General features: G+C 72.7%; 12 protein-coding genes. 3 read left to right on the top strand and 9 right to left on the bottom strand.

Annotation, left to right across the window (positions count from 1 at the left end; genetic code table 11):
- Positions 1–27 precede the first annotated feature (27 nt).
- The 7 genes from AC3EN4_RS27255 to AC3EN4_RS27225 form a co-directional block, all read right to left on the bottom strand.
- Positions 28–1,083, bottom strand: a complete 1,056-nt coding sequence (locus AC3EN4_RS27255; protein ID WP_435208904.1) for an enediyne biosynthesis protein — start codon at positions 1,081–1,083, stop codon at positions 28–30.
- Positions 1,080–3,053, bottom strand: coding sequence for a CRTAC1 family protein (locus tag AC3EN4_RS27250; protein ID WP_435208902.1), 1,974 nt, complete (start codon positions 3,051–3,053; stop codon positions 1,080–1,082). The genes AC3EN4_RS27255 and AC3EN4_RS27250 overlap by 4 nt, the downstream gene beginning before the upstream one ends.
- Before the next feature lie 93 nt (positions 3,054–3,146).
- Positions 3,147–4,505 carry a cytochrome P450 gene (locus AC3EN4_RS27245; RefSeq protein ID WP_435208900.1) on the bottom strand — a complete coding sequence of 453 codons (1,359 nt, stop codon included), beginning with the start codon at positions 4,503–4,505 and terminating at the stop codon, positions 3,147–3,149.
- Positions 4,502–5,041: a flavin reductase family protein gene (locus AC3EN4_RS27240; protein WP_422739199.1), complete on the bottom strand. Its 540-nt coding sequence runs from the start codon at positions 5,039–5,041 to the stop codon at positions 4,502–4,504. The genes AC3EN4_RS27245 and AC3EN4_RS27240 overlap by 4 nt, the downstream gene beginning before the upstream one ends.
- Positions 5,038–5,478 carry an acyl-CoA thioesterase gene (locus AC3EN4_RS27235; protein WP_422739198.1) on the bottom strand — a complete coding sequence of 147 codons (441 nt, stop codon included), beginning with the start codon at positions 5,476–5,478 and terminating at the stop codon, positions 5,038–5,040. Before AC3EN4_RS27235 ends, AC3EN4_RS27240 begins: the two co-directional genes overlap by 4 nt.
- Before the next feature lie 2 nt (positions 5,479–5,480).
- Positions 5,481–11,288, bottom strand: coding sequence for a type I polyketide synthase (locus tag AC3EN4_RS27230; protein WP_435208898.1), 5,808 nt, complete (start codon positions 11,286–11,288; stop codon positions 5,481–5,483).
- Entirely contained in the window at positions 11,285–12,268 is a 984-nt protein-coding gene (locus tag AC3EN4_RS27225; RefSeq protein WP_435208896.1) for a DUF1702 family protein, read from the bottom strand. The genes AC3EN4_RS27230 and AC3EN4_RS27225 overlap by 4 nt, the downstream gene beginning before the upstream one ends.
- A gap of 312 nt (positions 12,269–12,580) precedes the next feature.
- On the opposite strand from AC3EN4_RS27225, the gene AC3EN4_RS27220 reads away from it, so the two are divergent.
- From AC3EN4_RS27220 to AC3EN4_RS27210, 3 genes are read left to right on the top strand one after another with little or no spacing between them, the layout of a single operon-like run.
- Positions 12,581–13,111: a DUF5987 family protein gene (locus AC3EN4_RS27220; protein ID WP_422740633.1), complete on the top strand. Its 531-nt coding sequence runs from the start codon at positions 12,581–12,583 to the stop codon at positions 13,109–13,111.
- On the top strand, positions 13,108–14,745 hold the full coding sequence (locus tag AC3EN4_RS27215; protein ID WP_435208894.1) for a GMC family oxidoreductase N-terminal domain-containing protein: 1,638 nt from the start codon (positions 13,108–13,110) through the stop codon (positions 14,743–14,745). Before AC3EN4_RS27220 ends, AC3EN4_RS27215 begins: the two co-directional genes overlap by 4 nt.
- The gene (locus tag AC3EN4_RS27210) at positions 14,742–15,734 is read left to right on the top strand and encodes a carboxymuconolactone decarboxylase family protein (RefSeq protein ID WP_435208893.1); all 993 of its coding nucleotides are present in this window, start codon (positions 14,742–14,744) and stop codon (positions 15,732–15,734) included. Before AC3EN4_RS27215 ends, AC3EN4_RS27210 begins: the two co-directional genes overlap by 4 nt.
- 56 nt (positions 15,735–15,790) lie before the next feature.
- Here the strand turns inward: AC3EN4_RS27210 and AC3EN4_RS27205 are convergent, their stop codons facing one another.
- Together AC3EN4_RS27205 and AC3EN4_RS27200 are read right to left on the bottom strand one after the other, a co-directional pair.
- The gene (locus AC3EN4_RS27205; RefSeq protein WP_422739193.1) at positions 15,791–16,240 is read right to left on the bottom strand and encodes an SCP2 sterol-binding domain-containing protein; all 450 of its coding nucleotides are present in this window, start codon (positions 16,238–16,240) and stop codon (positions 15,791–15,793) included.
- Between the two features lie 12 nt (positions 16,241–16,252).
- The gene (locus tag AC3EN4_RS27200; RefSeq protein WP_435208892.1) at positions 16,253–17,233 is read right to left on the bottom strand and encodes a DUF1702 family protein; all 981 of its coding nucleotides are present in this window, start codon (positions 17,231–17,233) and stop codon (positions 16,253–16,255) included.
- Positions 17,234–17,415 lie beyond the last annotated feature (182 nt).

Genomic DNA, 17,415 nt, shown 5'->3' with positions numbered 1-17,415 from the left:
CGGCCGGGCCGTGCGGATCGGGCGGGGTCAGCGGGCGATCGGCAGCTCCACCGCCGCCGGTGGCGGCACCGGCTGCACGGCGGTGCGGGCCCCGCGCCGTTCGGCGAGCCACCTGCCCCACCAGAACAGGCCCCGCGCCAGGCAGACGATGGTGACCGCGAAGAACAGCGTGTAGACGACGTTGAACAGCATCAGGACGCCGTACACCATGGCCACCATGGAACCGAACATGAACTGGTAGCGGGGCTTGGCGGGCGTGGTGCCCGGGTCGGTGATCATGTAGTTGGTGAACAGCACGAACGCCACCCCGGTCATGATGCTCAGCGCCGACCAGAGCTGGACGTCCCAGACGTAATGCCGGATCAGGGCCTGGATGACGAAGCCACCGACCCAACCCACGATCAGGGCGACCTTCTTGGTGAGCATCGCGTTGAGGACCGTGCCGGCGGTGAGGATCACCATCGGGATGAACATCCGGAACATGTCCGGCACGTTCTCCGTGAAGTGGTACGGCGGGGCGACGTTGACCCAGGAGAACGCGACGAGCGTGACGGTGATGCCGAAGTTCGACGGGTTCATGAAGTGCCGCATCCGCCCGGCGATCGGCGCCTGGAGCACGGCCTTCTGCCCGACGGCCACCACCACGGCGAAGGCGATCGGCCAGAACTTGTCGTTGGCGTAGAGCAGCATGTTGCAGGCGAGCGCCGTGATGTGGGTCGGCAGCAGGAACGTGTAGACGCCCCACGCGCCGTTGCCGCTGTAGGCGGGCCGGCGGCCCAGGGAACGGGCCGCGACCGCCTCGATCGCGATCTCGACGGTGTAGCCGACCGCCAGGGCGAACAGCGGCCAGGTCCAGGGCTGTTCGAACCCGAGGATGGTGTAGCCGAGGACGTTGAGGATGGACATGGAGATGGCGAAGTTGCGCAGGGCCAGGTAGCGGGGGTCGCGCTTGTCCACCCTGGGTACGGGCGGTCGACTGTCGACGGGGACCGTCGGGCGGTCCGGGCCGCTGCCGTTGCGGGTCGCCTCGGCAACCTCGGCCGTGGTGGTCACGCCCGCCGGGGCGCGTTTGACGTCCGTCATGGTGTGGTCAGCTCCTGGGCTCGGTCGGTAAGCGTGAGGTCGTGCCATCCCGCGGCGAGGGGCAGCGTCTGCTGGTGCTGGACGCCGTCGAGGTCGCGCCAGCTCAGGTCGACGGTGACGGGCGCGCTGCCCTGGTCACCGAGGCCGAAGAACACGTCGAAGCTGCGCTTGCCCGTGTGGCCGCCGCCGCCGTCGAGCTGGGCGACCTGGGTACGGCCGTCCGCCGTGGTCACCCGCGCCTGCGCGCCGTACGCCGGGGTACGGGCGTCGGCGCCCGTCGCGGCGCCGAGCGCGGGTCGGTGCAGGCGCAGCCCGAGGAAGTCGCCGACCTGCGTCTTGGTGTTGTGGTAGTACGCGGGCGGCCCCCACTGGCGGGCCACCGCGAAGTCCTGGCGGCCGTCGCCGTCGGTGTCGCCCACCGCGACGCCGCGGGTCGGGGTCCGCTCGTCGAGGCCGAGCTGCGGACTGAGGTCGACGTACCGGCCGTTGTCCTTCTCCGGCGCCCAGAACGCCAGCGCGTTCGAGCCGGCGATGTCGTCACCGGGCTGCGCGTTGGGCCACATGTCCGGCTCCCGCAGCATCAGGTCGTTGCTGGCCGCCAGTTCCTGCAGCCAGTTGAACCGGTTGACCGTGCCCTTGACGAAGCCGCAGGACTGTACGACGACGAGCCGGCCGCTGTTGTCGAAGTCGGCCATCTTGGCGTCCCAACCCCAGCCGACCCAGGCCAGGTTCTTGGCCGACGCCTTGTTCTCGAAGGGTGCGATGCCGTTCGCGAGGCGGTCCCGCGCCTCCTGCGGGGTCGCCGCGGTGTTCTGCCAGACGAAGTTGCTCTCCTCCAGGCCCCACGACTCGGTGATGTTGCTGACGAAGGCGTCGAACCGGCCCCGGCCACCCAGGTCCGCGAAGTCGACGGCCATCCCCTTGAACGAGTCGTGCCCCAGCACCAGCGACTTCGGGTCGAGCGGGCCACGGCGGCCCTCGGCCAGGGTGAACCTGATCTGGCCGGGGGTGGACGCGTTGTGGAAGAAGCGGTCGTTGCCGAAGTCGTTCGCCACGTACAGCTCGGGGCGCAGGTCACCGTCGAGGTCTGCGGAGGCCGAGGCGAGCGTCCAGCCGGTGGCGTACCGGGGGTCGATGGCGGTCTGCTGCTCGTACGTGACGCTCGGCTCGGCGCCGCTGGTGGCCGCCGTCCAGCGCAGGATGTGCGCGCCGCCGGCGTTCTGCGCGCGGGACATCGAGTGGTTCATCTGCACGTTCGGCAGGCCCTTGGCGTCGAGCACCTGGGAGTCCGGGAAGTAGTTGAAGATCCCGATGTCGGGGCGGCCGTCGCCGTCGAAGTCCGCGACGGCGGTCGCGTTGCTGTTCCACAGCGGCCCCCGGTAGCGCCCGTCGGCGGTCTGCTGCTGCGGGATCAGCTCGACCGGGTGGTACGACGCCAGGCTCAGGCTCGACCCGCCGTCCTTCTGCAGGAACAGGACCGGTGTCCGTCCCCAGTAGATGACCAGCAGGTCCATCCTGCCGTCGAGGTTGAAGTCGCCGGGTGTGCAGCCCATCGGGGCGATCGCCGAGCCCATCGGCAGCGGCTTCGGATCCAGCACGAACGGCGGGTAGCTCGCGCCACCGCCGGGCGCGGGGGTGACGACGACGCTGTCGCTGCGTGGGTCGACGAGGCAGAGGTCGTTGGATCCGTCCCGGCCGTCGAGGTCGTTGACCGCCACGCCCGCGCCCACCGACGAGATCCAGGACCGGATGTGCTGGTACTTCGGGTTGACCGTACGGATCGTGCGCTCGGGCAGACCCGGTGGGAGGGCGATGGGCAGTTCGGTGAACGCGAACTGCGACGCCATCGCGCGCCGGTCCTCCGCGGAGGCGGACGGCAGCCGCGAGACGGTGAACAGCCCCGCGACGAGCACCAGGACGAAGACGACGGGAATGAGTCTGCGTAGCGGACCCACTGGTTTCGGTGGCAACGCTCCCCCTTGGGTGGCGCCCGACCCCGACCGGGTCGAGCTCTCGGGTGGTACGGGTCGTGGGTGACCGCCGCGCGGTCACCCGGCGTGTCCTCAGTCGGCTGGACGGACGTTCATCGGCATGCCGCCGCGGATCCGCAGCGACAACATCGGCTCCGGTACGACGTCGTGCGTGGGGACCGTGGTGAGCGTCAGGTCCCGCGCCAGCACGGCGAGAACGAAGGCGGCCTCCATCAGGCCGAGGTGGTTGCCGACGCAGAACCGTGGTCCGGCGCCGAACGGGATGTAGGCGTACCGCGGACGGTCGGTGGGCCGGGCCGGGTCGAAACGCTCCGGGTCGAAGCGGTCCGGCCGGTCCCAGAAGTCCGGGTGGCGGTGCAGCGTGTAGGGGCAGATCAACACGTCGGCGCCGGCCGGCACCGGGTACCCGCCGACCGTGTCGGCGGCGAGCGCCTTGCGGGGCAGGATCCACACCGGCGGGTACAGCCGCACCACCTCGTCGATGACCATCGCGGTGTACCGCAGCCGGGTCAGGTCCTCGAACGTCGGCAGCCGGTCGCCGAGCACCGTGACCGCCTCGTCCCGCAGCCGGGCACGTACCTCGGGATGTTTGTCGATGAGGTGCAGCGCCCAGCTCAGCGTGCTGGCGGTGGTCTCGTGCCCGGCGAGCAGCAGGGTCACCAACTCGTCACGCAACCGCTGCCGGCCGACCCGGGGGTCGGGCTCGGCCCGGGCCGACACGATGAGCCGCGACAACACGTCGTCGCGGTCACCGGTGTGGTCCCCACGCTCGGCGACCAGCTCGTCGACGATCGCCTGGAGCCGGCGGCGGGCCCGCCGGAACCGCACCTGACGCGGCAGCGGCACCCAGGGCGGCACGGCGCTCAACGACGCCAGCTCGAACATGGCCTGGTCCTGCACCACGGCGAAGTCACGGCCGATCGACGGGAACCGCCCGAGGTCGGTGTCGAGCAGGGTGCGGCCGAGCACGCCGAGGGTCAGCCCGGTCATCTCCTCGAGCACGTCCACCGGGCCGTGGCGGCCGAGGGTGCGTAACCGCCCGACGAGGGCCGCCGCCTCCTCGGCGACGATGCCGGCCTGCTGGGCGATGCGCCGGCTCTGGAACGCCGACTGCACCACCTTGCGCTGCTTGCGCCACAGCTCGCCCTCGCTGGTGAGCAGCCCGTCGCCGAGCGCCCGGCGAGCGTGCACCAGGCCGATGCCCTTGTGGTAGTTGGCCGCGTTGTCGGCGAGGACGTGCTTGGCGTGCTCGGGGTGGTTGAAGAAGTACAGCGCCTTCGGACCGACCGGCAGCAGCGCGACGTCGCCGTAGCGGTCGGCCGCCGACGTCATCATGCCGAGCCGGTCCCGACCCATCGTGATGAGCATGCTGATGGCGGAGGCCCGCGACGGGCCGGGCAGGGACGGCGCCGGACGCGCCACGGCGGTCATGACGTCACCACCGCGGCCGGCACGCTCTCCAACCGGCGGAACAGGCCACCGAGGAAGACCAGGGCGTCGCCGTCACCCTCCTCGTACCGGCGCATACCGCACGGACGGCCCAGGAAGATGGTGTGGTCTCCGCCGTCGTACGACCGCCAGAGCTCGCACTCGAGGTGGGCGACGGCACCGGCGAGCAGCGGCGCCTCCGTCCGCGCGCCCGGCCGCCACTCGGCGAACTCGAACTGTTCCCGGCCGAGCGGGCGGAGTCGGTTGGCGTAGTAGCGCGCCACCGGCTCCTGGTCGGCGGCCAGCACGGAGACACCGAACGTGCCGGCCCGGCTGAGCACCTGGTGCATCAGCGCGTCCCGACCGACACACACCAGGATCAGCGGTGGGTCGAGGGACACCGCGCTGAACGAGTTCGCGGTCATGGCGTGCGGTTCGTCCCCGCCGACGCTGACCACCGTGACACCGGTGGCGAAGGTCCCGCAGACGCGACGCATCAGCATCGGGTCCGACGGCTCGTCCGTACCGAAGGTCGTCATCGCCGGACCCCGGCGGCGGCGTACGGCTCCAGGGCGCGCTCCAGCGCCTCCGGAACCCGGGTGGGCACGGTCCGGTTGTTCGGGCCGCGCATGCAGGCCACACGCTGGACGCCCCGGGCGACGAGCGTCTCCCCCGCCGGATGGGTCCGCACGTAGTCGAATCCGAACTCGAGCTGCGTCTGGGCCAGTTCGAGCAGTCGCATCCGGACCGCGATCTCGTCGAACGCGGTGATCTCGGCGAAGAACTCGCAGTCGACCTTCAGGGTGAACAGCTTGAGATCGTTCTGCAGGTCGGCGAGGACGGCCGGGGCCCGGTCCTTGAGGAACATCTCCCGGCAGCGGCCCTGCCAGCGCAGGTAGTTGACGTAGTAGACGTTGCCGACGATGTTCGTCTCCTCGAACCCGACGGTGTGTCGCAGTTCGTAGTAGCTCTCCATGCTCATCCCTCCGCACCGGCCAGAACAGTGATGACGACGCGTCCGTCGACGCCGCGCAGGCTCGTGACGAACGAGGCGGCCCGGGCCCCACCGGCGGCGAAGAGCACCCAGCCGGGACGGGCCGTACCGCCCAGGACGAGTGGGCCGCGCATCGGCAGGCCGGCCTTCTGCATCGCCTCGACGGCGGTCCAGACCCGCGTCGCGGCGGTGTCGGCGTCCTCGTGGAGGTCGGCGACCAGGAGGTCCGCCAGCGCGGCGTGCGGTCCCAGCAGGCCCTGCCACTCCGCGGGGCTGCGCCGCGCCACGCTCTCCAGGTCGCAGCCGAGGACGCCGGTCCCGGCGACGGCCAGGGTCACCCCGGCCCCGTGTGCGATCGAGACGGTGTGCTCCCCGTCGACCTCCGGTCGACCGTCCGGCCGGTACCTGATCTCGACCGGGCGTCCGAGCGCCTGCCCGACCGCGTTCGCGCTGGCGTGGCGGCGGACGGCCAGGTGGTCGCCGCCCTCCGGTGACGCCGGGTCCGGGTCGGCGGGCGGCGCGTCCGGTGCGATGGCGACGGCCACCCCGGGCAGCCCCAGGTCGCCCAGCCCACGCTCCAGGAAGGAGCCGAGCAGCGGCGGCACCCAGGGTCCCGCGCCGTCCTGCTTGCGGACCGCGCGCAGCCGCAGCCCCTCCCACCGCTCGACGGTCACCCCGGACTCGGTCCGCAGGGCGATGTCGTAGACGTACGTGTCGCCGTCGCGTTCCCGCTCGGTGGCGCAGTACCGCAGCTCGCGGGCCGACGACAGCTTCTCCCCGCCGGGGTGGATACGTTCCACGCCGACGGGCAGCAGCGTGGCGTCCGGCACGCACACCTGGTTGCCGTGCATGAGCGCGTCGCGGACGCCGGGGTCGCCCAGCAGCAGCGTGCCGGAGACGTACGGGGCGAACCACGCGGTGGTGTCGTCGGCCTGCACCACCGCGTCGACGTGCCGGGCGGCGGCCCGGTGGTACTGGCGGAGCCGCTGGAACCGGCCGCCCTGGAACAGGGTGCCGCCGTACAGGTCGTCCAGTGGGGTGAGGGCGACCGGCGCGAGCCCGTCCGGCACCTGGTCCGGAGGACCGTCGGGCACCGTGTCCGCGCCGAGGCGCAGCCGGGCGGTGAAGTGGTCGGCGGTGAAGCCGGTCTCCTCGCTGCGGATCGCGACCTCGACGACGTCGTCGTCGGTGACCAGGGCGGCGACCCGGATCCGGGTGTGCCCGTGCGGCGCGACGACGATGGGTCGCAGGAACTCCGCCTGCTCGATGACCGGCAGGACGTCCGCGCCGGACAGGGCCGCGGCCACCTGCGTCATGGCCTCCATCCCGAAGACGGCGGGGAAGAGCAGGTTGCCGTCCAGGTCGTGGTCCTCGAGGTAGCGGTCCGTGCCGACGTTCAGTTCCGTCTCCACCACCAGTTCGACCTGGTGGTAGCGGACCAGCGCGCGGTCGACGAAGCGCAGCAGCGGCAGCGCCGGCTGGTGGTACCGCACGGTGTGGATGCCCTCGGTGCGTCCGCTGATCACCACCACGGTCGGTGTCGTGGTGTCCGCGACCAGCCGCCGCAGGATCGCGATGCCTTGGTCCGGGGTGATGGGCGTGACGCCGTCGCGGCTGAGCGACTCGACCACCGACAGCCGCTCCCCCATGCCGACGCCGGACCAGACCGACCACTCGAGGCACAGGGTGCGGCAGTCCGGGTGTTCCCGGGCGAAGGCGGTGGTCTCCTCGGCCAGCCAGTCGTTCGCGGTGGCGTAGTGCGCCTCGCCGCGCAGGCCGGCCCGCCCGATGATGCTGCCGAGCGTGACGAGCAGCCGGAGCCGGGACGCGTCGACCGCGTCGAGCACCGCCCGCAGGCCGTCGATCTTCGGCGCGAAGGTACGGCGGAACGCGGCCTCGTCCAGGCTCGCCAGGCCGGCGGGATCGTTGCGGCCGGCGCCGTGCAGGACGCCGGTGACCGGCCCGAGGTCGGCGCTGAGGTCGCGGACCGCCCGCGCGACGGCGGCCGCGTCGGTGACGTCGGCGCGGGCGTAGCGCACCCGCACTCCGGCGGCGGCGATCCGGGCCAGGTTGCCGGCCAGTTCGGTGTCCTGGGCGGGGTCGGAGCGGCCGAGCACCGCGAGGCTCGCGCCGCTGTCGGTGGCCAACGCGAGGGCGCACTCGGCGGTGATGCCCTTGCCCCCGCCGGTCACCAGCAGCACGTCCTCCGCGCCGAGCGGTGACACCGTCGTGGCGGGGCGTACCGGCATCGCGCGCAGGGTCGGCACCCGCCGTACCCCGTCGTCGTGGTGCACCTCGGTGAAGCTGGTCGTCGCGGCGACCTCCCGCACCACCTGCTCCACGGCCGCGTCGCCGGTCTCGTTCAGGTGCACGACGGTGACCAGCACGGACGGCGCTTCGAGGTGCAGCGTCCGGGCGATGGCCGCCGCGCCCCGGCCGTGCCCGACCAGGACGAAGCGGGTGCTGCCGGTGGCGAGCGCCTGCTGCGCGCCCCGCAGGGCCGGTGCCAGTTGCTCCTCGGTGCAGTCCGGCGGCAGGCAGACGAGCACGCCGCCGCCGAGCCCGGCCCGTTCGAGTGCCGTGGCGAGGGCGGTGGCGAACGGGTGGTCCGCGGCGGCGTGCACGTGCCACGGACCCGTCGCGCCGGCGGCGTCGACGGCGACCGCCGGCAACGGGACCTCGTCGAGGTCGACCCGCCAGGGCCGTGCCCAGGCGGCCACCCCCGCCACCTGCGGCGTGGCGGCGGCGTCGCTGTCCCGGGCGGTACGTGCCAGGGTGTCCATCGTCTCGGCGAGTTCCCGGACGGTGGCGGTCGCGAAGTTGACCGGCATCTGCGCCGGTGGCAGTTGCAGACGCTGGGCGAGCTGGTTCGCCACCTGGCCGATCGTGATCGAGCTCAGGTGCAGGTCGTCGAGGAGCCGGCTGTCCGGCCGGACGAGTTCGATCGGCAGCTCGGCACGCTCGGCGGTGAGCCGCCGCATGAGGTCCTCGGTGGACTCCTGCCCGACCCCCGCCGGTTCGACGGTGGCGGTGGGCGTGGTCGGCACGGCGGAGCCGCGCTCGATCGCCGCGTCCAGCTCCGGCGCCTGCTCGCAGGGGCTGGTCAGGAAGGAGAATTCGGCGCCGATCTCCAGCGGCCGCACGAACCGGCCGTCGAACAGCGCGGCCGGCGCCGGGGCCGCGCCGAGGACGTACGCGGCGCCGGCGACCCGCAGCAGGCTCGCCAGCGAGTCGTTGTCGGTGTCCACGGCGACCGCCGGTACGTCGGTGACCGTCGTCGCCAGCCCGGTGAGCACCTGGCCCGGTCCGACCTCGACGAACAGGTCGGTGTTCTTGGCGGCGAGCGCGACGGCCTGGTGGAACAGGACCGGGTCGGTGATCTGGCGGCGCAGCAGCCCGGGCACGTCGGTGCGGGCGGGCAGCGGCTCGCCGGTGACGGTGGAGACGACCCGCGCGCCGACCTGGTGGAACCGCTCGTCGGCGAGGGCGTCGGCGAACGTGTCGGCGGCCGGTGCGACAAGCGGGGAGTGGAAGGCGTGCGAGACCCGCAGGCGCGTCGCGCTCAGGCCGGCGCTGCGCGCCTTGTGGCAGACCGCCTCGATCGCGTCGACCGACCCGGAGACGACCGTGTGTTCGGGGCCGTTGTACGCCGCCACGACCACCGGGAGCCCGGCGATGATCCCGTCGACCGTCTCGGGGGGCGCGCCGATGTCGGCCATCGTGCCGGCCTGGCTGTGCCCCGCCATGGTCCGGCCCCGGACGCCCGCCACGCGCAGCAGCGTCTCCTCGTCCATCACGCCGGCCCACTGCAACGCCACGATCTCACCGAGGCTGTGCCCGATGGCGGTGGACGCCTGGATGCCGAGCATCGACAGGGCGTGCTGCCCGGCGAGCGATCCGGTGACGATGCGCGGCTGCGCGACCTCGGTCGCGACCACGTCGCTGCCGGTCGGCAGGGCGGCGCGCAGGTAGACGTCCTCCACCTCGGCGAAGCGTCGCCGCAACGCGCCGCCGCTGACGCCGCGACCGGAGCCCTGCCCCGGGAAGAGGAAGCTGATCCGGGCCGGGCCGCCGACGTGCCCGAGCAGGAACCGACCGTCGGGGCGGATCAGGCTCGTCTCGCCGGACTCGACGGCGTCGCGGGCGGCGGTCAGCAGCCGCGTGGCCTCCTCGGGCGACGAGGCCACGACGGCCGCCCGGAACGGCCGGTCGCGCAGGTCACGGTGCAGCGCCGCGGCCAGGTCACTCAGCTCCGCGTACGAGATCGCGGTCACGAAGGCGCTCAGCTCGGCGAGCCGGTCGGCGAGCTCGGGTGCCGAGGCCGCGTCCACCAGCAGCAGTTCGGCGTCCTGGGCGGAGGCGGCGAGGGTACGCGTGCGGCGGTCCGGGACGGATCGGCGCGGGCCGTGCCGTTCGAGCACGACGTGCGTGTTGATGCCGCCGAAGCCCATGGCGGTGATACCGGCCCGCACCGGGACCTCGCTCGGCCACGCCTCGGCCTTGCGCAGGGTGCGCAGCCGGGCCCCGTCGCCGGTCAGGATCTCGTGCGGGTCGACGGAGCCGACGCTCGGCGGAAGCACCTCGTGGTGCACGGCCATCGCGGCGCGGATGAAACCCGCCACCCCGGCGGCGGCCTTGGTGTGACCGATCATTCCCTTGACCGAGCCGATGACGGCCGGCGGCGCGTCGGGGTTGGCCGTGGCGCGGGCGCTGGACAACGCCGTCAACTCGGTGGTGTCGCCGACCTTCGTGCCGGTGCCGTGCCCCTCGAAGAGGCCGACAGTGTCGATGCCGAAGCCGGCCCGGCCGTACGCGCGACGCAGGGCGAGCTGGTAACCGTCGACCTCGGGACGGGTGATGCCGCCCCGACCGTCGGACGAGACACCCCAGCCGGCCACCGAGGCGTAGATGCGGTGACCCGCCTCGGCGGCCTGGTCGGCGCGCATCAGCACGAGCATGCCGCAGCCCTCACCGGGCCAGAACCCGTTGGAGGCCCGGTCGTAGACCCGCATCTCGCCGGAGGCCAGGGCGCCGGTCTTGGCGAAGCCGATGACCTCGAACGGGTCGATGGACAGGTCCACACCACCGGCGACCGCGACGTCCAGGTCGCCGTCGAGCAGGGCCCGGCACGCGGTCACCACCGACAGCAGCGACGACGAGCACGCCCCGTCGACGGTGTAGCCGCCGCCCTTGAGGTCGAAGTGGTTGCAGATGCGCCCGGCGATCGTGTTCGACAGCGCGCCGGCGAGGGTGTCCTCGTTCACCGGCGGGAACGGGCTCTTGTACAGCTGCTCGTAGGTGGCGAGGAAGTCGGACAGCTTCTCGTCGTCCCAGCCCTCGGCCCGCAACGCCGCCGCCACCGTCCGGCGCACGTAGGGCCAGCGCAGCCGCATCTGGTTGGCGCGGGAGAACTCACCGGTCAGCGTGTTGCCCACGATCACGCCGGTACGCTCCTGGGGCAGCCCCTCGCCCGCCGGGAAGCCGGCGTCGGCCAGGGCCGTGGCGGCGGTCTCCAGGGCCAGCCAGTGGGCCAGGTCGGTCGACCGGTACGTGCTGCCGGCGACCTTGTAGCCGACCCGGTCGAACTCGTAACCCTCGATGACGGCCGCGTTGCGGGCGTAGAAGCGGTCCGGCGCGGCCGGGTCGGCGTCGAAGTAGTCGGCGGAGTTCATCCGAACGTCGGGGAGCCGCCGGAAGGCCCGGCGACCGGCGACCGCGTTCTCCCACAACTCCTGCGGTGAACGGGCGTCGGGGTAGCGGCACGCCATCCCGACCACGGCGATACTGGTCATTGCTCACTCAGCTTTCGTGTCGCGGGCGACGGGTCGAAGGCGTTCCTGATGCGCTGGCGCCACACCTCGTAGGCGGGCAGGGCACCGTCCGGGGGCAGCCCGACCCGCGCGTCGTCGGTCACCCGGGTCGCGTCGCTCACCGTCATGCCGCAGAGGACGCGGGTGGCCAGTTCGTTGTGCGGCATGACGAGACCGGCGCGCAGCCGGGCCGCGGCGCCGAACGACGCGCCCTGCGCCAGGTCCGACCGGTACGGTCCGGCGCACTCGGCGAGCCAGTTGAGTTCCTGCTCGGTCGCGCCGCCCGCGTAGCAGACGGCGAGTCCGGCGCCGGCGTACAGGTCCCGGCGGCGGTCCACGGGGAACGCGTCGAGCAGGCGTAGGAGCTGCACCGGGTCGGTACCGGCCACGAACCAGGAGGCCCGCCCGATGCCCTGGTCGATGGCGCGGACCGCATAGTCCCGGGGACCGTCGGCCGGCCACGGGAAGGTGGCGGACCGCTGCCTGCGGCGCACGTACCGGTCGGTCTTGAAGTACGCCTCGTGGAACCCGTACCCGTCGAGGACCAGCCAGCGCAGCAGCGGGTCCGGGGCGTACAGCCGGGACCACAGCAGCCGCGGCAGGCGGGCCATGGCCCAGCCCACCCCGACGTACGCCATGTAGACGTGCTCGTCGTGGTCGGCGAGGAACCGCGCGACATGGCGCGAACGCCCGGGCAGGGCGTCGCGGATGGCGAAGGCCATGGCCGCGCCCTCGTAGGCGAAGCCCCGGTACGCTGCCGGCGTCGCCTCGACCGAGGGCGCCGCCTCGGCCGGTCCGACGGCCTCGGCGGCCGCACCGAATCCGTGCAGGAACGAGCTGCCGACCGTTTCCAGGCGCTCGCGAGCCTGCTCGTTCTTGAGATGGAATCCGCGCGTGCTGAGCTTGGTCTCGCGCACGTCGGGGGTCAAAATACGTCGTCGCAGCCTGTGCAGTGAACTCATCGTATCGTCGGCCCTCCCGGTGAGACCTCATTGTTACGCGACTATCCGCGACGGAACTTCTCCTGCATTGCGGCGGTTGCCGACGGCGGCGCATCTCCGCAGGTAGCAGGCTTTACAAGGGCGGCGAGTGGATAGTGGACAGCAGAAATCGCCATTACCGACCGGTTAGCGCAACGCAAGAGATGGACGCGCAGGGGCCACCGATACCACGATGACTGGCATCCGAACGACCTCTCCGGAATTGACATCCGGACTTCCTCGAAGGAGCGTGCCGTGGAATTCGACGAAGCGGCCGAGCACCGGATACGCACGATGGTTCTGGAAGCATTTGCCGACACCATCATTCCGGGAGAAAAGCGCGGCCCCGACGACGCCGCGATCGCGGGCGTCGACACCGGCGGCGGCGCCGTGGCGGCCGGGGCCATCGAACTGCTCGAACACCCCGCCGGCGGGATCGCGCCCGCGCTCGACACGATCTGCGTCGAACTGGACGAGTACGCCCGGGAGCACGCCGCCGCCACCGGACTCGACCTGGACCCGGACCTGCCGCCCTTCGTGGGCCTGCCGTTCGACGCCCGGACGGCGCTCGTCGAGAAGCTGACCAGCCCCGACCATCCGGACAAGCAGATGTGGGTGGGGCTCGCGCTCTTCTGCAACATGGCCTTCGACAGCGCGCCGCACATGCACACCGTGGAGGCGTTGGCCGCCGGGCATCCGGGCCTGCTGGCGATGGGCTACGAGACACCCGACGCGGACGGCCTCTGGCGGTTCCCCGCCTTCTCGTACGGCCGGCAGCTCGCCAACCCACACCCGTCCACCACTGCCACCGGGAGTCCGGCATGACCGCCACCGAGTCCACCGACGTTCTGGTCATCGGCAGCGGCTTCGGTGGCGCGATCGCCGCGTACCACCTCGCCGCCGGTGGCGCCCGGGTGAAGGTCTTCGAGCGCGGCCCGTGGCTCAAGGCCGACGACTTCGAGCACGACTTCAAGCTGGGCGCGTCGTACACCCGGGTCTTCGACTTCGTGATCGGCGACGGCATGAGCGTCCTGGGCGGCAACTGCGTGGGCGGCGGCAGCGTGGTCTACTTCGCCACGATGCCGCGGGCGCCACGGTTCGTCTTCGAGCGTCACGGCAGCATCGGCCGGCGCATGTGGCCCGCCGCGATCGACCGCGACACCCTCGACCCCTGGTACGACCGGGTGGCCGAGGCGCTGCCGATCACCCCGCAGACCTGGGACCGGGTCCCGTACGGCGGCGGCCTGTTCGCCGCCGCCTGCCACCACGCCGGCCGTACCGCCAACGCGGCGCCGTCGGCCGTCGAGGTGGACATGTGCACGAACTGCAACTGGATGATGGCCGGCTGCCGGTTCGACGCCAAGCGCTCGCTGTTGCTGAACTACCTGCCGGCGGCGCTGGCGCACGGCGCCGAGATCCGGCCACTGCACGAGGTGCAGCACCTGACCCGCACCGCCGACGGCGGCTACCGGGTGCACTACCGCATCGTCGACGAGGAGGACTACCGGGTCCTGCACGACGAGGGGACGATCGACGCGAAGATTGTCGTCCTGGCCGCCGGCGCGGGGGCCACACCGGTGATCCTGCAACGGTCGGCGCCCCACCTGGGCCCGATGCCGCACGCGGTGGGCCGGTACTTCTCCGGCAACGGCGAGCGGCTCAACACCGCCGTCTTCGACGAGGAGCGGGTCCGGGAGGTGCTGAAACTGTCGCGTCCGGACGGTCGGGCCTACGAGGCGTACCAGATCGGGCGGGGCCCGACGGTCGCGAGCTGGGACCGGCTCGACGGCACGCTGCCGGAGTTCGAGCGCTACTCCCTCGAACAGCTCTACTTCCCGCCCGCGCTGGGCACCATCCTGGCGCAGGTGCCCGACGCCAGCCCCAGTTGGTTCGGCCTGGGTAAGAAGGAGATGCTGCGTCGCTGGCAGTCGTGGCTGACCATCTTCACCATGTCGGAGGACGACAACGAGGGCGTCTTCGGCCCGCCGCCGGAGACCGGCAACGCCCACCGCTTCTCCCAGCAGATGCTCGGGCACGGCCCGCTGCGGTACCGGCCGACGGCGAACACCCGGCGCGGCTGGTCGCTGGCCGACGCCGACGTCAAGGACATCCTCGAACGCGACGGGCTGGCCCGGGTCATGCCGTGGACGAACGACCTGGTGGGCGCGTACACCGTGCATCCGCTGGCGTCGTGCCGGATCGGTGACGACCCGGCGACGTCGGCGCTGGACGACGGCCACGAGCTCCGCGGCCACCCGGGCATCTTCGTGACCGACGGATCGGCGGTGCCCGGAGCGTTGACGGTCAACCCGGCCTCGACGATCGCGGCCCTGGCCGAACGCGCCATGCCGGGCATCGTCCGGGCCGCCCGGGCCCGGGGCGTCGCGGTGACCTACGGCGCGCCGTCGCCGGACGGCGAGACCGCGGGACGACGCGCGGTCGCCCGCCTGCGGTCATGACCTCGACCGTCGCCAGGCTCAGCAGGCGGGCCGCCTTCACCCACCTACGGCACGTCGCGCCGGTTCCCACGGCGACCGCGCCGACGCCGGTCCGCCGGGTGTACGAGCAGGTCGAACGGGACTTCGGCCTGCTCGCGCCACCCATCGCGCTGCACGCCGCCGCGCCCGGCCTGCTCGCCGCCGCCTGGTGCATCCTGCGCGAGACACTGCTCGTAACCGGCACGACGAGCCGCCGGGAACGGGAGTCGGTGGCGGCCGCGGTGTCGGCCGCCAACAGCTGCCCCTACTGCGTGGACGTTCACCAGGCCGCCGTACGCGGGCTCGGGGGCGGCGGGAACGCGCCGACGGCGCTGCCGGCGGTCCTGTCGCCGGAGCTGATCGGGGTGGCCGTCGACTTCCACTACCTCAACCGGATGGTGAACGTCTTCCTGCGGGACTCGCCGCTGGCTGTCGTACCGGCCGCGCTGCTCGGCGGCGCCCGCGGCGCGGCGGCCCGGTTGATGGGGCTACTGGCCGCTCGGGAGGCGGTGCCCGGGCAGTCCCTACCGCTGCTGCCGGACACGGTCGCCGCGGCGCGACGGCTGCCGGACGACCTGCGGTGGGCGGCCGACCTGCCGCACGTCGCCGCCGCCATGACGGGGGCGGCGGCGGTAGTCGAGGACGCCGGCCGGCGCTCGGTGCCAGCCGCCGTCCGGCAGCTCGTCCGGGAGTGCCTTCATGACGGCACCGCCGCCCCCGACGACCTCACGCAGGCCGCGCGTTGGCTCGACGCGCGGCTGGCGGGGCTGTCCCCGACGGACCGGCCGAGCGGGCGGTTGGCGATGCTCGTCGCCTTCGCCTCGTACCGGGTGCCGGACTCGGCGGTGGCCGCCGTGCAGGCCGGCGGGCACGGCGACGCGGAGTTGCTCGGCCTGGCGGCCTGGGCCGCCCTGACGGCGGCGCGACGCCACGGCGACGTGCTGGCCAGGGCGTACGAAGCGGCCGGTTGACCGACGCGCCACGATGCGGGCCCGGCCACCTCAGGCCGGGCCCGCATCGGTGTTCCTCAGACCTTCGGCACGTCGAACAGGGAGGGGAACTTCGCGATCAACGCGAGGTCGCCCCGGGTCCGCAGCCGGCCCTTCATGGTCAGCACGACCGGATGCGCGTTTCCGGTCACCACCAGCAGGAAGTCGGCGCCACCGATGGTCAGCGTGAGCCTCGGCTCGCGGTCGGCGACCGGCGACACCTGGCAAACACCGTCGGCGATCTCGAGTTGGTAGCGGTCGGCGCCCCCGTCGGGCCGGTCACCGATCACCCAGTGGATGACGGCGTCGAGCCCTTCGGCCCGGTCCGCCCGGAACACGTCCGGCATCCGGCGGAAGACCTCCCGCAGCAGGGCGTCCCGCCGTTCCCCGCTCATCAGCGCACGAACCTCGGGCAGCGGGGTGCGCTTGACGAGGATGGCGAGATCACGAGGCGCCAGCGCCACCGGATCGGTATCGCTCATGGACATCGCAGGACTCCTTCAGTCGCTGACGGTGGCTGGCTGGGCGATCCGCTCGCGGATCACCCGCCGCCACTGTTCGTAGGCGAGCCCGCCGGCGTCCGCGTCGGCGGCCGCGGCGTCGGCCAGCTCGGCGGCGGCCTGCGCCGACAGTCCGGTCAGCGCCCGGGCGGCGACGTCGGTGTGCTCCGGGCAGTAGCCGGCCCAGGTCCGGGCCTTGGCGGCGAAGACCGACCCCTGGGCGAGGTGCGGCCCGTACGCCCCGGCCAGCGATCGCAGCGTCTCGAAGCCCGCGCTGTCGCAGCCACCGGCGAACGTCGCGGCCAGGCCCACCCCGCTCCACAGGTCGGCGCGGCGCGCGGTGGTGAAGCTGTCGACGGTCGCCGCCACCGGCGCCGGGTCGGCCGCGTGCCGGAACCACAGCGCCCGGCCGATCCCCTGGTCGAACGCCTGCGGGAAGTAGTCGGCCCGCCCCTGCCAGGGGTACGGCCGGGGCCGCCGTTGGCCGGTGATCCAGGTGGCCTGGTCGAAGTAGGCCTTGTCGAAGCCGTAGCCGTCGACGGCCAGCCAGCTCATCGTCGGGTGGTACGGGTTGTCGGCGAGGTCGGGCAGCACCTTGCGCCACAGCACCCGGGGCAGCCGGGCCATCGCGAAGCCGATGCCGATGCAGGCCAGGAAGTAGTGCGGGCGGCCCGGCCCGTCGAGCAGTTCCCGGGTACGGGAGCCGCCCGCCATCGCGTCGAGCACGGTGTAGGCCATCGTCGCGCCCTCGTACGCGAAGCCCCGCCGTTCCGGGTCCACCAGGGCGAGCCGGCGTTCCAACTCGGCGACGCGCGGACCCGCGATGGCCCACTCGAAGCCGCAGACCACCGCCTGCGGGATCGCCTCCAGGTGGACCGTGGTGGCGGACGCCGTGACGGGGAATCCGAGCGCGGCGAAGGAGACCTGCTCCAGCGTGGGGGCGAGGACCATGCGGCGCATCGATCCGAAAACTCTCGACATACCGGCCATCCTTCGTTCGGTGCCGCGGTGTCGGTCACCGGGGCGATTCTCATCCTCGCCGGGCCGGGTGAGCTGCGCGTCTCTCTACGTGCCCGGTCAGTTCCGGTCCACGGCGGGTCTGAACGTGGGCGTTTGGACGGGCGGGGGGGGGGGGGGGGGGGGGGGGGGGGGGGGGAGGGGGG

The organism is Micromonospora sp. bgisy143 (assembly GCF_057708145.1).
The sequence above is the reverse complement of the archived record's forward strand: the minus strand, read 5'-3'. Positions and strand labels throughout refer to the sequence as shown.

Excerpts from the sequence above, each read along its gene's own strand:
- AC3EN4_RS27215 (WP_435208894.1), top strand. The coding sequence starts at position 13,108 with ATGACCGCCACCGAGTCCACCGACGTTCTGGTCATCGGCAGCGGCTTC.
- AC3EN4_RS27225 (WP_435208896.1), bottom strand. The coding sequence starts at position 12,268 with ATGAGTTCACTGCACAGGCTGCGACGACGTATTTTGACCCCCGACGTG.
- AC3EN4_RS27220 (WP_422740633.1), top strand. The coding sequence starts at position 12,581 with ATGGTTCTGGAAGCATTTGCCGACACCATCATTCCGGGAGAAAAGCGC.
- AC3EN4_RS27210 (WP_435208893.1), top strand. The coding sequence starts at position 14,742 with ATGACCTCGACCGTCGCCAGGCTCAGCAGGCGGGCCGCCTTCACCCAC.
- AC3EN4_RS27245 (WP_435208900.1), bottom strand. The coding sequence starts at position 4,505 with ATGACCGCCGTGGCGCGTCCGGCGCCGTCCCTGCCCGGCCCGTCGCGG.
- AC3EN4_RS27235 (WP_422739198.1), bottom strand. The coding sequence starts at position 5,478 with ATGGAGAGCTACTACGAACTGCGACACACCGTCGGGTTCGAGGAGACG.
- AC3EN4_RS27255 (WP_435208904.1), bottom strand. The coding sequence starts at position 1,083 with ATGACGGACGTCAAACGCGCCCCGGCGGGCGTGACCACCACGGCCGAG.
- AC3EN4_RS27200 (WP_435208892.1), bottom strand. The coding sequence starts at position 17,233 with ATGTCGAGAGTTTTCGGATCGATGCGCCGCATGGTCCTCGCCCCCACG.
- AC3EN4_RS27205 (WP_422739193.1), bottom strand. The coding sequence starts at position 16,240 with ATGTCCATGAGCGATACCGATCCGGTGGCGCTGGCGCCTCGTGATCTC.
- AC3EN4_RS27230 (WP_435208898.1), bottom strand. The coding sequence starts at position 11,288 with ATGACCAGTATCGCCGTGGTCGGGATGGCGTGCCGCTACCCCGACGCC.
- AC3EN4_RS27240 (WP_422739199.1), bottom strand. The coding sequence starts at position 5,041 with ATGACGACCTTCGGTACGGACGAGCCGTCGGACCCGATGCTGATGCGT.